This window comes from uncultured Sphingomonas sp. (genome assembly GCF_964021865.1).
In the GTDB taxonomy this organism is placed as follows: Bacteria; Pseudomonadota; Alphaproteobacteria; order Sphingomonadales; family Sphingomonadaceae; genus Sphingomonas.
Genome location: NZ_CAXIAM010000023.1, coordinates 1 through 15784, shown reverse-complemented (window position 1 = coordinate 15784; position 15784 = coordinate 1). Strand labels below are relative to the sequence as shown.

Here is a 15784-nt window from a genome sequence, read left to right as displayed (position 1 = left end):
TCAGGCCGCCTGCGTCGCGCCGACGTCGGGCAGCGCCAGCGCCGCCATCATCTCGCGCAGCTCCTGCCGCGCGGCGACATGGCTCAGCCCCATCCCGCCGAATTCCTTGGCGTCGAGCAAGGTCAGCCCCTTGGGGAACAGTTCGCGGTAGATCACGCGCTCGCCCAGCCCCGGGATGATCCGGAACCCGACACGCCGCGCGAGCTGGTCGAGCGCCTCGGACACGCGGCGCATGTTGCGCGCCTCCAGATATTGCAGGCGGTTGCGCAGCACGACCCAGTCGATCGTCGTCCCGTCCTCCCGTGCGCGGGCCTTGCGCGCGTCCCAGATCAGCTCCGAATAGAAGCTTGGCCGCACCACCTTGTAGGTTTCGGGATCGACCTGCCCGATCAGGTCGAAGTCGACGAAACTGTCGTTCATCGGCGTCACCAGCGTATCCGCCAGCGCCGCCGCGATCCGCGCCGCCGGGTCGTCGCGCCCCGGCGTGTCGATCACGAGAAAGTCATAGCCGTCGGTGAAGGCGCGGTACATCTCCGGGAAATTGCCATCGGCGCGCCCGTCACCGGTGGCATGGACCGGCAGCGCCAGATCGATCCCGGCGCGCTTCACCGTCGCCTCGCGATTGTCGAGATAGCGCCCCAGCGTCCGCTGGCGATGATCGAGGTCGATGCACGCCACGCGCGCGCCCTTCGCGGCCAAGGCGATCGCGACGTGAACCGCCGTCGTCGACTTGCCCGTTCCCCCTTTTTCGTTGGCGAACACGATCACATGCGTGCGACCGTGTTGCGCTTCCGTCCCCGTTTCGGACAATTCGTCGCATCCTCGATTGATTGCGTCCTGCCCCGACCATAGAACCCCCGTCCGCGAGTTTCGAGGGGTAACGGGTGGAAGTGTATCGTGATCTCGCCGGCCTGCGCGCCGCGCTGGAGGCGGCGCGCGCCGGCGGGCGTGAGGTGGCGCTGGTGCCGACGATGGGCGCGCTCCATGCCGGCCACGTCGCGCTGGTCGAGGCCGCGCGGCGCCCCGGTGCGCTGGTCGTTGCCTCGATCTTCGTGAACCCGAAGCAGTTCGGCGCCAACGAGGACCTGTCGCGCTATCCCCGCAAGGAGGTGAGCGACATCGCGATGCTCACCGACGCCGGCTGCGACGTGCTGTGGCTGCCGCCGGTCGAGCAGATGTACCCGGCCGGTTTCGCCACCAACGTGTCGGTCTCGGGCGTCAGCGACGGCTGGGACGGTGCGGCGCGGCCGGGGCATTTCGACGGCGTCGCGACCGTCGTCGCCAAATTGTTCAACCAGGTCCGCCCGACCCGCGCCTATTTCGGCGAAAAGGATTTCCAGCAACTGGCGGTGATCCGCCGGATGGTCGCCGATCTCGATTTCGATATCGAGATCACCGGCGTCCCGACGCAGCGCGAGGACGACGGGCTCGCGCTGTCGTCGCGCAACGTCTATCTCTTGCCCGAGGAGCGCCAGAAGGCGGTCGCGCTGCCCCGCGCGCTGGGCGTCGCGGCGCGCGCGGTGCTCGGCGGCGGCGCTGTCGACAAGGCGTTGGCGGATGCGACCGCCATGCTCGTCGCGGCAGGCTTTGCGGTCGATTACGTCGCGCTGGTCGATGCCGAAACGCTGCAAAGCGATCCTGCCCCCGGGCGCCGACGCCAGTTGCTGGCGGCGGCGCGGCTGGGCAACACGCGGCTGATCGACAATCTCGCGGTCGATCCGGGCTGACCATCCGGCGCGTTGACGATCAGCGATTTGCGTGATCGCGGCCTTAACCATTTGGTGAGCCGAATCGGTGCACAACCCCTCTTACATTGAAGGATGGAGGGGTGATCCGATGGTAACCGAATTCGACATCGCGCTGTTAGCGCGCCGCACCAACGAAGCGACCCGCGGCGATTCCGACGCCGCCTATGACCTGGGCGTCGCCTATTCGACCGGCACCGTGGGTGCCACGCTCGACCTGATCGAGGCGCACAAGTGGTTCAACCTGGCCGCCGCGTGGGGCAACGATGCCGCCGCCGCCGCGCGCTCGGAGATCGCCGAGGACATGACCGCGCGCGAAATCTCCAATGCGCAGCGCGCCGCGCGTGACGTGCTCGGCGGGATGCAGCGCCGCGCCGCCTAACCTGCGGCATCTCCTTGACCCGTCGCGCTTGCGCGGCGCATAGCCCGGTCATGGAGAATTCGACCGAAACGCTGTCTTTCGAAGCCGGTCTGCGCGAACTCGAGGAGATCGTCGCGCGGCTCGAATCCGGGGACACCCCGCTGGAGGAGGCGATCCGCCTTTACGAGCGCGGCAGCGTGCTGCGGCAGCGGTGTGCCGACCGGCTGGATGCCGCACAGGCGCGCATCGAGGCGATCCGTACCGGTGCCGACGGGCGCCCCGCCGCGGTCGAGCCGTTCGCCGCCGGATGAGCGTCGCCGCCAACGCCTCGCCGCAGCTGAAAGCGGCGCTCAAGGAAGTGTCGGCGGAAATGGACCGGCGCTTCGACGCGCTGCTGCCGGTGCCGAACGATCCGCGTGCGGATCTGTACCGCGCGATGCGCCACGCCACGATCGGCGGAGGCAAGCGGCTGCGCCCGCTGCTCGTCTTCGCGACCGCGCGGTTGTTCGACGTCGCGCGTGATGCCGCGGCGCGCGTCGCGGTCGCGCTGGAGGCGATCCACGTCTATTCGCTGATCCACGACGATCTGCCCGCGATGGACGACGACGACCTGCGCCACGGCAAGCCGACCGTCCACAAGGCGTTCGACGAGGCGACCGCGATCCTGGCCGGCGACTGCCTCCACGCTTTGGCGTTCGAGGTGCTCGCGGACCCGGCGACGCACGCCGATCCGTTCGTCCGTGCCGAGCTGATCGCCGATCTCGCGCGCGCTTCCGGTCCGTCGGGCATGGCGGGCGGGCAGGCGATGGACCTGAAGGCCGACGGCACGCGCTTCGACCTCAGCACCGTCACCCGGCTCCAGCAGATGAAGACCGGCGCGCTGATCGGCGCGGCGGTCGAGGGCGGCGCGATCCTCGGGCGCATCCCCCCGGAGGGCCGACGCCACCTGCGCGGCTATGCGCACGACCTCGGGCTCGCCTTCCAGATCGTCGACGACCTGCTCGACGTCGAGGGCGACGAGGAACTGGCCGGCAAGAAGCTGCGCAAGGACGGCGAGCAGGGCAAGGAGACGTTCGTCTCGCTGCTGGGCGTCGATCGCGCGCGTCAGCAATCGCGGATGCTGGTCGACCAGGCGATCGACCATCTGCGCAGCTATGGCGAGGAGGCCGAACTGCTCCGCGCGATCGCGCGCTTCGTCATCGATCGTCGCGGCTGACCGAAAGGCTTTCCCATGCGTATCGGCGTCTATCCCGGCACCTTCGATCCGATCACGCTGGGGCATATGGACATCATCCGGCGCGGGGCGAAGCTGGTCGATCGGCTGGTGGTCGGCGTCACCACCAATCCCGGCAAGTCGCCGATGTTCGCGCTCGACGAGCGGATGGCGATGGTCGAGCGCGAAGTCGCCGACATCGGAGGCGACATCCGCGTCGTCTCGTTCGATTCGCTGCTCATGGACTTCGCCGAGCGCGAGCGCGCGACGATGATCGTCCGCGGCCTGCGCGCGGTCGCCGACTTCGAATATGAATATCAGATGGCGGGGATGAACCAGCAGCTGAACGATCGGATCGAGACGGTCTTCCTGATGGCCGACGTCTGCCTGCAACCGATCGCGTCGCGGCTGGTGAAGGAGATCGCGATCTTCGGCGGACATATCGGCAAGTTCGTCAGTCCGGCGGTTTGCGAGGAAGTGGTGGCGCGTGTCGAGCGGGATGGTCGGCGGGGAAGCTGATCCGCTTCTCGCCCACCGTCATTTCCGCGCCCTTCGTCATTCCCGCGAAGGCGGGAATCCAGACGCGCAGGTCCGTCGATAGAAGCGTAGGCGTCAGAGGTTCTGGATTCCCGCCTGCGCGGGAATGACGGCGAGGTGGGGCGCCTGCGCGGGAATGACGACGTGGGACGTTTCGCGGTTCGCGCCCGCACGCGTTCAGTTTGGCGCAAGCGCGTTTCTGGTCTAGGGCGACACGGAACCCACTGACCGATCCGAAAGACCCGATGCGCCCGTTCGCCCTTCTCGCCGCCGCGCTCGCCGCGACCGTGTCCGTCGCCACCCCCGCCGCCGCGCAGGACCGGCTTCCCGCCCCGCCGCTGGGCGACAAGACCAACATCTGGGTGCTCGATCTCTCGACCGGCGGCCGGGTCGAGGTGGCGTTGCGTCCCGATGTCGCGCCGAAGATGGTCGAGCGGATCAAGACGCTGACGCGCCAGCATTTCTACGATGGCCTCGTCTTCCATCGCGTGATCGACGGTTTCATGGCGCAGGGCGGCGATCCCAAGGGCGACGGCACCGGCGGCAGCACGCTTCCCGACCTGCCCGCCGAGTTCAACTACCTGCCGCACGTCCGCGGCGCGGTGGCGGCGGCGCGGGCCGAGAAGGAAGACAGCGCAAACAGCCAGTTCTACATCGTGCTGCAACCGCGCTTCCAGCTCGACAAGAAGTACACCGTGTTCGGCCGCGTGCTGACCGGCATGAACTATGTCGACGCGATCGAGAAGGGAGAGCCGCCGCAGAACCCGTCGCGGATCGTCCACGCCTATATCGCGTCGGACAATCCGCCGGCCTATCAGCCGCTGCCGGCGGCGGCGGCACCGACGCTGCCCGCCACGCTCCCGACGCTGCCGGCCACGCAGCCGGCGCCAAGAAAGCGCGCCGCCCGCCGCTGACGCGATGAACGTCGATCTGTTCGACTTCGCGCTCCCGCCGGAGCGGATCGCGTTGCGCCCCGCCGCCCCGCGCGATGCGGCGCGGCTGCTGGTGGTGACGCCCGCGGGGCTGGCCGACCGCATCGTCTCCGATCTGCCCGGGCAATTGCGCGCGGGCGACCTGCTGGTCTTCAACGACACGCGCGTGATCCCGGCGCAGCTGGAGGGCACGCGCGGATCGGCGCGGATTGGCGCGACGCTCCACAAGCGCGAGGGGCCGCGCCGCTGGCGCGCGTTCGTCCGCAACGCGCGGCGACTGCGCGACGGCGATGCGATCGACTTCGGCCACGACGTGACGGCGACGGCGCACGACCGCGCCGACGACGGCAGCTGGGCGCTGGTCTTCGCGGGTGACGAGCCGGTCGAATTGCTGCTCGACCGCGCCGGGCGGATGCCGCTGCCGCCCTATATCGCGGGCAAGCGCGACACCGACGCGCGCGACGCGCAGGATTATCAGACAATGTTCGCGGCCGAGCCCGGCGCGGTCGCCGCACCGACCGCTGCGCTGCACTTCACCCCCGCGCTGCTCGACGCGCTGGCCGCAGCCGGGATCGAACACGCGACGCTGACGCTGCACGTCGGCGCGGGCACGTTCCTGCCGGTCAAGGCCGAGGATACCGCCGACCACCGGATGCACGCCGAATGGGGGCGGATCGACGCGGCCACGGCGGACCGGCTCAACGCGGTGCGTGCGCGCGGCGGGCGCGTGATCGCGGTCGGCACCACCTCGTTACGCCTGATCGAGAGCGCGACCGGGCAGGATGGCCGCATCCAGCCGTTCGAGGGCGACACCGCGATCTTCATCACCCCCGGCTATCGCTTTCGGGGGATCGACGGGCTGATGACCAACTTCCATCTGCCGCGCTCGACCTTGTTCATGCTGGTCTCTGCTCTAATGGGGCTCGACCGGATGAAAGCGGCTTACGACCATGCCATTGAAAATGAATACCGTTTCTACTCCTACGGGGATGCGTCGCTGTTGTTGCCGTGAACGGGCGTTCGATAGTGCGAGATAGGAGAGTCATGCGGAAGGCGCTGTCGAGTGGGTGGCGGGTGAGCCGCCTCGAGAGGCTCACAAACCAGTTGCCGGTCACCATAGCGGCGTTAGGGTCGCTACCAGACAGAAGGGAAGTGATTGATGCCGAAGGGAGCTAAGGGGACGGGCGCAATCACACGCCCGACCGTGCAACCCGCGGTTGAGACGACCTTGTGGGCTGCGGCGGATAAGCTGCGCGGCAACATGGACGCGGCGGAATACAAGCATGTCGCGCTTGGGCTTATCTTTCTCAAATACATTTCTGACCGTTTCTACGAGCGCAAAGCTGAAGCCGAAGCCGACGTGGAAAATGCCTTCCTTGCCGATGAGCGGGACTGGTATTCGGCCGAAAGCGTGTTCTGGGTGCCGGAACATGCACGTTGGGAATATCTGAAGGAGAACGCCACCAGCATCGATCCCACCATCGGCACCCTTATCGACCGGGCCATGCTTTCCATCGAGAGTGAGAACCCCTCGCTCAAAGGCGTGCTGACCAAGAATTATGCCCGGCCTGAGCTGGACCAGACCAAGCTAGCCGAGGTGGTCAAGCTGTTCTCCGATCTGGCGTTCCGCGATGAGCATCATGGGCAGGACGTGCTGGGCCGCGTCTATGAGTATTTCCTGGGTCAATTTGCCATCGCCGAAGGCAAGCGCGGCGGGCAGTATTACACCGCCGGGTGCGTCGTCCGCTTGCTGGTGGCGATGATTGAACCGTTCAAGGGCCGCGTTTATGACCCCTGCTGCGGGTCAGGCGGCATGTTCGTGCAATCCGAACAGTTCATCGAGGCGCACGAAGGCGGGCGCAACGATATCTCGATCTACGGGCAGGAGTCTAACCCCACGACCTGGCGCCTGGCCAAGATGAACCTCGCCATTAGAGGCATCGAGGCCAACCTTGGCAGCAAATGGGCCGACAGCTTTCACGAGGATATGCACCCCAGCATCAAGGCGGATTACATCCTGGCCAACCCGCCGTTCAACCAGAGCGATTGGGGGCAGGAGAAGTTGCAGGGTGATGCGCGTTGGCAATTCGGCACGCCGCCCGCTGGCAATGCCAATTTCGGCTGGGTGCAGCACATTTATCACCATCTGGCCCCGCACGGCATCGCGGGCTTCGTATTGGCCAACGGCTCGCTGTCCAGCCAGCAGTCAGGCGAAGGTGAAATCCGCCAGCGGCTGATCGAGAAGGACGTCATTGACTGCATCGTGGCGCTGCCCGGTCAGCTCTTTTCGACCACGCAGATTCCGGTTTGCCTGTGGTTCGTTGCGCGCGACAAATCGAACGGCATTGTGAAGGACAAGAAACTGCGTGACCGGCGCGGCGATGTGCTGTTTATCGACGCACGCAACATGGGCAGCATGGTAACGCGGACGCTCAAGGAGCTGAACGCCGATGACATCGCCACCATCGCCGACACCTATCACGCTTGGCGGGAGAAGGGCGGGAAGTATGAGGATGTGCCGGGCTTCGCCAAGTCGGTCAGCCTTGCAGACATCACGGCCAAGCGGTTCGTGCTCACTCCCGGCATGTATGTAGAGCAGGCGGCGCGGGTCGACGATGGCGAAGCGTTCGCAGACAAGATGGCCCGGCTAACTACAACCCTGAAAGCGCAGATGGAGCGCGGTAACTCGCTCGATTTGGAAATCCGCAGCCAACTGACGAAGGTTGGTTATGGCTGGTGAATTCGATTTTATTGGATCACGCCTTTACGGTCTCGGCCGATGAAGGAGCTGCGAGATATTGCGACGATCATTATGGGTCAGTCGCCTTCTGGGAGTGTCGTATCTGACGATCCGTCTTCAGGATTGCCGCTTCTTAATGGCCCAAGTGAGTTTGGAGCCGCGCATCCTTTCCCTGTGCAATGGACCAGTGAGAGTCCTCGCATCGCTGAACCCGGCGATCTGCTATTTTGCGTGAGGGGGTCGACCACGGGGCGGATGAATTGGGCAGATCAGCGATACGCTATTGGACGTGGAATAGCTGCGATCCGGCCAAAGGCTGCGGGGACGGCAGATGCAATGTGCGGCTTGATCGAAGCAGAGCTACCGGCATTGCTAAAAGCAGCAACCGGATCAACTTTTCCGAATGTTTCCCGGGATCAATTGTCGGAACTTCCGGTTAGGCTTGGTCCTGGAGTCTCGCTCCCGGCAGTCAGCTCCTTTTTGGGCGCTATCAGGAAAAAGATCGACCTTAATCGCCAGATGGCTGCGACGCTGGAGGAAATGGCGCGAGCGCTGTTCAAGAGCTGGTTTGTCGACTTCAACCCTGTTCACGCCAAAGCCGAGGGGCGCGACCCCGGTTTGCCTGCCGACATCGCCGCATTGTTCCCAGACAGCTTTGATGACGAAGGCTTGCCAATGGGTTGGACCTCAGGAACGCCAGAGAGCTTTGTAGAGATCAACCCAACAACGCGGATCAATCGTGCAGCCGAGGCTTCTTATATCGACATGGCGGCGCTCCCGACGCGAGGACCGGGTATCACATCGATAGTTTCTCGCCCCGTGGGCTCTGGCTCCAAGTTCAAAAACGGCGATACGCTTCTCGCTCGCATCACGCCTTGCCTTGAAAACGGCAAAACCGCCCTCGTCGATCGCTTGGCCGATGAGGAAGTTGCTTGGGGATCAACTGAGTTTATCGTGATGCGTCCCAGAGAGAGAGTCCCTGCACCGCTCCCATATCTGATCGCGAGGGACGCAGCTTTCCGAGCACACGTGATTGCTTCAATGTCGGGCACCTCAGGCCGTCAACGGGCACCTGCGGAAGCTGTCGGTCGATGGAGCATTGCCGTTCCAACCGACGCAGTAATTTCAGCTTGGGGCAATGCAGTGCTGCCCATGTTTGACCGTATCAAGGCAACTAGCCTTGAGGCGGAGAAACTGACCGAACTGAGAGACACGCTCCTACCCAAGCTCCTGGCGGGCGAATTGCGGTTGCCGGACGCGGAAGTCGTGATTGCTGCCGCATAGAGGGACGCATGGCCTATCAGCTCCAGCTTCTCCGCAACCTCATCGAGCGCCACCCGGAACGGGCAGGCAATCTTGAGCTGCACGTCCGGGCGCTGGAGCAGAGCATCGAGGAACTTCCCTTCACTTGCCTGTCCAATGTCCGATCAATGTTCGAGGCAATGCAGCTAAGCGTGAATGGTGTACTAAAAATCACCTATGGTGACGGCGACGACTTCGCCAAACGCACCAGCTTGGTTATCAAATCTCTCGATCTAGCATTGGGCGACCACCCGCAAAAGGACAAAGTCGACCTTCACCTCAAGAGGCTGCTCGGCAGCATCAACGGTGCTGCTTCGTCGTTGGCCGCGTTAAGCAACATACCAAATCTGCGGCACGGCGGCGCACTCGATTGGCCAACATTGGAACGCCAGCACGCTTACATGCTTGGCGGGCTGTGCGATGCGCTGGTTTCGTTCCTGCTTGATGTGGCATGGAGCCGACCGTCAGAGGCAGCTGAAGCGCCGTCCGGCCCGATCTATGCCGAGGAAGGCGAGTTCAACGAAAGCCTCGACAGCGAATATGAGCTGGTCGAAATCGCTGGGTCTATTTTTGAACCCAGCCATATTCTCTTCACGCTCGACCGAACGCAATACGAGGCGGCGCTGACCGAATGGCGGCAGACTAAGCCTGATGATGAGGAACAAGAGGTCGCCGCATGACCTATCCAACCGGCGGTGCATTGCCTCCCAGCCGCTTCAATGAAGGCGCGGTTGAGTTGGCCGCGATGAGCTGGCTTGACCTTTCCGGCTGGCGCGTGCTGCCGGGCGACTATCTTGCCCCTGATGGGCCGATGAGCGCCCGCACTGACTACCGGCAAACAGTGTTGGAGGGGCAGCTCCGCGACGCGCTGGCCACGCTCAACCCGGACGCGAAATCGAGCACTATCGAAGCGGCGATGCGCGCTGTTCTCGCCGCGCCAACGCAAAATTTGCTGGAGAATAACCGGGCGTTCCATGAACTACTGGTGTTCGGCGTCCCGGTCGAGTTGAACGAGAATGGCGAAAGCCGGACCGTGCGGCTCCGCCTGATCGACCAGAAGCAGCCCGCCAAAAACAGCTTCATCGCTGCAAACCAATTCGTTGTGCAGGCGAATCGCCATACGATCCGCCCCGATATCGTGCTGTTTGTGAACGGCCTGCCGCTGGCCGTGATGGAGTTGAAGAACCCTGCCGACGAAAACGCCACCATGGACCGGGCGCATGAGCAGCTCCAGAACTACAAGAACAAAGCCCAGGAACTGTTCCGCTTCAACGCCGCGCTCGTCATCAGCGACGGGATAGAAGCGCGCATCGGCTCGCTGACTGCCGGGCTTGACCGCTTCCAGCCGTGGCGCACCATCGACGGCGAAAAGCATGATGACTTTGGCCGGGCGGAATTGGAAGTGCTCATCAAGGGCGCGTTGGACCCGGCGCGGTTGCTCGACCTGGCCTTCGATTACACCGCCTTCGAAATAGCCGATGGTGTGGTCAAATCGAAGAAGCTGGCGGGCTATCACCAGTTCCATGCCGTGCGGCGGGCGCTTGCCTCGACTGTCAAGGCAGCGGGCGAAGGCGGGCACCGAAAGGGTGGCGTGGTCTGGCACACGCAAGGTAGCGGAAAGTCGCTGACCATGCTGTTCTACGTCCGCCAGCTTCAACTGGCGAAGAAGCTAAAGAATCCGACCATTGTAGTGGTAACGGATCGAAACGACCTAGACGATCAGCTCTTCAAGACTTTCGCCGCACATAGCAGTGCCATTCGCGGCACGCCTCGCAATGCGGAAACGGTTGCGGCAGTGCGAGACCTTCTCAAGGTCGATATCGGCGGACTTGTCTTCACTACGATCCAGCGTTTTCGCGGTGATGAAGGCGAGCATCCGCTCCTGACCGATCGCAGCAACGTGATCGTGATCGCCGATGAAGCGCACCGTTCTCAATATGGCCTCAACCGCCGTTTCGTGACGCGAGGCGAGGAAGTGCGCGAGGAAGTGGGCTTCGCCGAATATCTGCGCCAAGCCCTGCCCAACGCCACCTTCATCGGCTTCACCGGCACTCCGATTGACGAAAAGGATCGCAGCACGGCGGCGGTGTTCGGCGATGTCATCGACACCTACGACATGACCCAATCGGTCATCGACAAGGCTACCGTGCCGATCCACTATTCCGCCCGGCTCGCGAAGCTGATGCTGCGACTGGATGCCGAGCAGCGGGAAGAGCTAGACGCACTGGCGGAACAGCTGACCGAAGGCAGCGACGTGCGCGCCGCCGAGCAGCTGAAGGCGAAGTTCAGCCGCTTTGAGGAGATTGTCGGCGCACCGGAACGCATCGCCACCGTTGCCGCCGATATTGTCGCCCATTTCGAGGAACGCCGAGTGGCGATGGGCGGCGGCAAGGGCATGATCGTGGCGATCAGCCGCCAGGTTGCGGTTGCCCTTTACGATGAGATTGCCCGGCTTCGCCCGGACTGGGCGGGTGCCAATCCGACGGATGACACCGACGGCATGTTGAAGGTTGTCATCACCGGCAACAATTCTGATCCACAGGCGATGCAGCCGCACATCCGCACCAAATCGCGGCTGGAGGAAGTGGCAGACCGGTTCAAGAATCCGGAGTCCGGTTTTGACCTCGTAATCGTGCGGGATATGTGGCTTACCGGCTTTGACGCGCCGTCACTGCATACCCTCTACATCGACAAGCCGATGCGCGGGCATGGCCTCATGCAGGCCATCGCGCGGGTTAATCGCGTGTTCGGCGCGAAGCCGGGCGGCCTGATCGTCGATTATCTGGGTATTGGCGCGGAGCTTCGCGCGGCGCTGGCACAGTATAGCGCCCGTGATCAGGAACAAGTTAGCCTCAACATGGATGAGGCGGTGCGCCAGCTTCTGAGTAAGGTGGAATCGGCGCTTGCCTTGCTCGGCAAGGCCGATTGGCGAGCCTTTTTCGATGCGGAGCCAACGGCCCGACTGACAATTCTCAAACAGTGCCTTGAGGAAATCCTGTCTGGCGATCACCGGGCCGAGTTCATCGACTTGGCGACACAGGCCGAAGCCGCCTTCGCCATTGCAGCGGGTGATGAACGTGCGTCAGCCAAGCGGCAGGAAGTGGCGTTGATCGTCGCCTTGCGTGCCAATCTTATTAAATACACGTCGGGCAAAGGTGCTCGCGGCAGGCAAACTATCGAGCAAGAAATCCGCCAGCTCATGTCGCAGGCGGTCATGTCTGAGGGCATCCTTGACGTGTTCAAGAATGCAGGTTTGGAGCAGCCCGATCTTGCCATTCTGTCGGACGATTTCCTGATGGAAGTCCGACAGACGAAGCAGCCGAACCTTGCCGTCGAGACACTGCGGCGTCTCTTGCAGGGCAACATCAAGGCACGGGAGCGACTGAATATTGTCGAGGCGCGCACGCTAAGTAAACGGCTGGACGATGTGCTGACCCGCTACCACAACCGGGCTGTGGATAGCTTGCAGGTCATTGATGAGCTGATCTCATTGGCGCGCGACGTTTCCGCATCCGCGAGGCGGGGCGACGAGCTTGGCATGGCCCCTGAGGAGCTGGCTTTTTACGACGCACTGGCTGAGAACGGCTCAGCAAGAGAGTTGATGGAACGCGAGACGCTCCGCACCCTTGCCCAACTGCTGGTTAAAACGATCCGAAGCACCGTGACGGTGGACTGGACGCAGAAGGAAAGTGTGCGCGCAAAGATGCGAATCGAGGTTCGCAAGCTGCTTGCCCGCTACGGCTATCCGCCGGACTTGCAGAAAGCGGCAGTGGATCTTGTTCTGGCGCAGGCCAATACGATCGCAGTTGACTGGGCTCTCTAGCAGTCCCTATCAATATTCGAAGAAGTCCTCATCTATTCGTTTTACCGCAATATTTCGGCTTACACGAACGCCGACATCATGCTCAATTAGCAAAGCAGCGAGGCGCTCTCCATCTAGCAGTATCACGCGCTGCGGCAGGTGCCTGACATATTCCACAGCTGGCGTGCTGAATGTCGATGTGGTGACGAACACGCCCTTGGTCGCACCTAGCCCAACAAGACTACCGACAAAGCCCTGTATTTCCGGACGCCCAACCCCGACGTGCGGCGCGTAACGCTTCGCCTGAACATAGATGCGATCGAGCCCGAGCCGGTCCTCATCAATCACACCGTCCACACCCCCGTCACCACTCTTGCCAAGCTGGAGGGCGGCTCGGTCGTGGGTCCCGCCGTACCCCATCGCGACTAGCAGCTCGACGATTAGCCGCTCGAAGAAGGCAGGCGTCTGCCCCAGCACGCGCTGCAGCAGGTCCGCTTTCAGCGCCGCCTGGATCGCCGCGTAAGCCGCGTCGATCTGCTCCTCCGGCGTTGCCTCAGACGCCACCGCCGCCTTCGTCGCCGGCTCCTCCTCGCCCGCAGCCTCCCCCGTCTTCTGATACCACTCGCGAAACGCCGGAAAGGTGCTCAGCACGTCGATGTCGATGGCGGGCGGCGTCCGCGCAAGCAAAGCCCGTCCCTCGTCGCTAGCTACGAACCGCCCGCGGCTGGGGCTTTCGATCAGGCCAGCCTTTGTCATGTAGAACTTGGCCCAGTGCAGCCGATTGTGCAGCACACGCTGCCGTCCGCTCGGCAGCATCTCCTCCCGCTCCTCATCTGAGAGGCCAAGCTGGTCGGCGATCCGGTCGGCGGCGATAGGAACGCGCGTTTCGCGGGCTGCTGCTTCGCGCAGGACCGGTAGCATCAGCGCTTGGTAGTCAGGTATCGGCAACAGGTCCGCTCCACTCACATTTTTGCAGCTGCTGTTTGGCTTACATGGCACACGATGTCACCGCCGAGCACACGCAGACTGCGGTATCATATTTGAAGGTCTTGAAAACGCGCGATCGCAGCGCCTGCAAACAGCTATTGCGATCCGCCTATCAGCCTTTCATGATCGCCGCGCCTCCTGTGAAAGCCAGGGGGAGGGGCGTGGAAACCTCAAAACCAAAGGACTCGGTCGACAGGATAACTGTGGCCGGGTGGCATGCGCGCATGTCCAGTCGGCTCCGGCCGATAAAGGCGCATGCGCCTGTTCCTTTGGTCAGGTTTCCAACATCCGGCTTCGGCCGCTGCTCCCGAGAGGTACATAGGGGCGGCACGAGGGTTGAGCCGAAGATCGCCGCTGAAACAGGGGCGATACAGGTGACAGTTTCAAAGATTCAACGTCAGCGGCTTTTGTCCCTGACGCGATGACGCGCGTCCCGAGCGGACGCTTCCACCAGCCAATCAACAGGGAGTGACTATGAAAGACGCTACACCTGCGCCTAAACGCGGCGCATTCGCTAGGCTGCTACATGTGCTGCAGTGGATCGTGTTCGCACTGCTGACGCTCATCGCGGTCGCGATCGTATCAGACATTTCGAAGGCCTCGCTACCGGGCGCACCGGTCGCCTTGCTCTATGCCAGCATAGCCGCTGCGGTACTGCTGGCGATCGTCCATCTCCCGTTTGCTTTCCGGCGTCTGCCGAAGCAGGCCAAGTGGGCGGCATACGGTGCGATTTTTCCGATGATGATCCTGCTCGGCACCTACGCCGGCCAAATACAGCCGGTATGGGAACGCACGCCGCAAGGAGCCAAAGAAGCCGCTGAACGCAAGCAAGCCGAGCAGCTAGAGGCGGCTCAACAGGCCAAGGAAGCCGAGAACGCCAAGGCCGAGCAGCAAGCAAAGGAACGTGAGGAAGCCGCTGCCAACCTCGATCGGGTCGAACAGCAGGGGCTGGCATTCTGCGAAAGCATCGTCCCGAACGTGATCGAGCTGTCGAAAGAGCGAAGCGGCCCGACGGTTATCGAAATCAACGATGTCAAACATAGCCTCACTGGCGACGCCGAGGCGATCTCCTGCACCGGGTCCGCCATCACGACCAATGGCGATCGCGATATCGACTTTGGAGCCAGGCGAACGCCGCAAGGCAAAGAGCTCGTTACGATGCAGCTTCGCTGACGCCCACTACCCACCCCCACCACAAACCCTCGGCTTCACCGCCGGGGGTTTTGCTTTTTGGAGCCGACCACATGCTTATCATCAACACCGCGGAGGCGCTCAGCCGGCCGCTTCCTAGCTATGCGCGCCACATCCTCGATCTGCGCCGTGACCTGATCGATCTTGCCACGTTCGTGATCGTCGGTGCGGGTGACACGAAACAGGCGGTCGAGGATGCAGCCGGCTATCCGATCGACCACGACTACCCGCCTTGGGAATGGGTCCTCGATCACGGTGGCACCTTCGAAGCGCCGATCATCACCAGCGATGACGGTTCGGGCGTCGTGCTGATCGTCCCCGACGACGATACCATCGATCCGACCCTGAGGGCGATCCTTCGCGATCATGCCGAATCGTCGGAAGGAATCAGCCCTCTCCCCGATCCTCGGAGCTGACCGACCAACAGCAAACTACCCTCTCGGGCGTGGCCTCCTGAACGCCTCGCCCAGCAAATCCATCGAAACCGCAGCGTCCAGGCATCCCGCCTCGGGCGCATTTTTTATGTCTGAAAGGCACCATCATGATCCACCTGTACGACCGTGCCACCATGGCGCGCGCGCTCACCAGCAATTTGGACCCACGGCTGGAGACGCTTCTCCAACAGAGGATCGACGCCCTGACGATAGGGCCGTTCGATCTGACTGCCGACACCGAGTTCGTCATCGTCCAGCCGGGCGACACCGAAGACGACATTCAGCGCACCGTCGGCTTCTCCCCTCTCGTCGAGCCGATCGACGGCATCCGCTTCGGCGATCCCGGCTTTCACCCGTTCTGGGATTGGCTGGCTGACCACGGCGGCTGGTTCGAAATGATCGTCACATTCGGCAGCACCTTCGCCTACGTGCTGTTGATCCAAGACGCCGACGACACCCAGCCGGAGCTGCTATCGCTTTGCCGGGCTGTGGATCGGCGTGGAAAAGGGACCCCGGTAGCGGGGTGATCGGCGTCGAAAA

General features: G+C 63.2%; 16 protein-coding genes. 14 read left to right on the top strand and 2 right to left on the bottom strand.

The features are described from left to right. On the bottom strand, nt 1-762 hold the full coding sequence (locus AADI75_RS08245; protein WP_341208557.1) for a division plane positioning ATPase MipZ: 762 nt from the start codon (nt 760-762) through the stop codon (nt 1-3). 122 nt (nt 763-884) lie between these two features. Here AADI75_RS08245 and panC point away from each other — a divergent pair, with 122 nt between their 5' ends. From panC to AADI75_RS08190, 11 genes are all read left to right on the top strand, one after another. Further along, nucleotides 885-1727 (top strand): pantoate--beta-alanine ligase, encoded by an 843-nt coding sequence (gene panC, locus AADI75_RS08240; RefSeq protein WP_341208556.1) that lies wholly within the window; start codon nt 885-887, stop codon nt 1725-1727. Between the two features lie 109 nt (nt 1728-1836). Further along, nucleotides 1837-2127 carry a hypothetical protein gene (locus tag AADI75_RS08235; RefSeq protein WP_341208555.1) on the top strand — a complete coding sequence of 97 codons (291 nt, stop codon included), beginning with the start codon at nt 1837-1839 and terminating at the stop codon, nt 2125-2127. Nucleotides 2128-2177: 50 nt separating this feature from the next. Then, nucleotides 2178-2417 (top strand): exodeoxyribonuclease VII small subunit, encoded by a 240-nt coding sequence (locus AADI75_RS08230; protein ID WP_028967147.1) that lies wholly within the window; start codon nt 2178-2180, stop codon nt 2415-2417. Next, the gene (locus tag AADI75_RS08225) at nt 2414-3322 is read left to right on the top strand and encodes a farnesyl diphosphate synthase (protein WP_341208554.1); all 909 of its coding nucleotides are present in this window, start codon (nt 2414-2416) and stop codon (nt 3320-3322) included. The genes AADI75_RS08230 and AADI75_RS08225 overlap by 4 nt, the downstream gene beginning before the upstream one ends. 15 nt (nt 3323-3337) lie before the next feature. Beyond that, nucleotides 3338-3838, top strand: a complete 501-nt coding sequence (coaD, locus tag AADI75_RS08220) for a pantetheine-phosphate adenylyltransferase (RefSeq protein WP_341208553.1) — start codon at nt 3338-3340, stop codon at nt 3836-3838. A gap of 263 nt (nt 3839-4101) precedes the next feature. Next, on the top strand, nt 4102-4770 hold the full coding sequence (locus tag AADI75_RS08215) for a peptidylprolyl isomerase (RefSeq protein ID WP_341208552.1): 669 nt from the start codon (nt 4102-4104) through the stop codon (nt 4768-4770). A gap of 4 nt (nt 4771-4774) precedes the next feature. Continuing rightward, nucleotides 4775-5800, top strand: coding sequence for a tRNA preQ1(34) S-adenosylmethionine ribosyltransferase-isomerase QueA (gene queA, locus AADI75_RS08210; RefSeq protein ID WP_341208551.1), 1026 nt, complete (start codon nt 4775-4777; stop codon nt 5798-5800). Between the two features lie 147 nt (nt 5801-5947). Continuing rightward, entirely contained in the window at nt 5948-7528 is a 1581-nt protein-coding gene (locus AADI75_RS08205) for a class I SAM-dependent DNA methyltransferase (protein ID WP_341208550.1), read from the top strand. 345 nt (nt 7529-7873) lie between these two features. Further along, on the top strand, nt 7874-8812 hold the full coding sequence (locus AADI75_RS08200) for a hypothetical protein (RefSeq protein WP_341208549.1): 939 nt from the start codon (nt 7874-7876) through the stop codon (nt 8810-8812). 8 nt (nt 8813-8820) lie between these two features. Beyond that, on the top strand, nt 8821-9510 hold the full coding sequence (locus AADI75_RS08195) for an abortive infection family protein (protein WP_341208548.1): 690 nt from the start codon (nt 8821-8823) through the stop codon (nt 9508-9510). Then, nucleotides 9507-12653: a type I restriction endonuclease subunit R gene (locus AADI75_RS08190; protein ID WP_341208547.1), complete on the top strand. Its 3147-nt coding sequence runs from the start codon at nt 9507-9509 to the stop codon at nt 12651-12653. Before AADI75_RS08195 ends, AADI75_RS08190 begins: the two co-directional genes overlap by 4 nt. Nucleotides 12654-12662: 9 nt before the next feature. On the opposite strand, the gene AADI75_RS08185 is transcribed toward AADI75_RS08190, so the two are convergent. Next, nucleotides 12663-13580, bottom strand: coding sequence for a restriction endonuclease (locus tag AADI75_RS08185; protein ID WP_341208546.1), 918 nt, complete (start codon nt 13578-13580; stop codon nt 12663-12665). 567 nt (nt 13581-14147) lie between these two features. On the opposite strand from AADI75_RS08185, the gene AADI75_RS08180 reads away from it, so the two are divergent. The 3 genes from AADI75_RS08180 to AADI75_RS08170 all read left to right on the top strand — a co-directional run bounded on the left by AADI75_RS08180 (nt 14148) and on the right by AADI75_RS08170 (nt 15771). Continuing rightward, nucleotides 14148-14792 (top strand): hypothetical protein, encoded by a 645-nt coding sequence (locus AADI75_RS08180; protein WP_341208545.1) that lies wholly within the window; start codon nt 14148-14150, stop codon nt 14790-14792. Nucleotides 14793-14863: 71 nt separating this feature from the next. Then, entirely contained in the window at nt 14864-15226 is a 363-nt protein-coding gene (locus AADI75_RS08175) for a hypothetical protein (protein WP_341208544.1), read from the top strand. Nucleotides 15227-15351: 125 nt separating this feature from the next. Next, entirely contained in the window at nt 15352-15771 is a 420-nt protein-coding gene (locus tag AADI75_RS08170) for a hypothetical protein (RefSeq protein WP_341208543.1), read from the top strand. Nucleotides 15772-15784 lie beyond the last annotated feature (13 nt).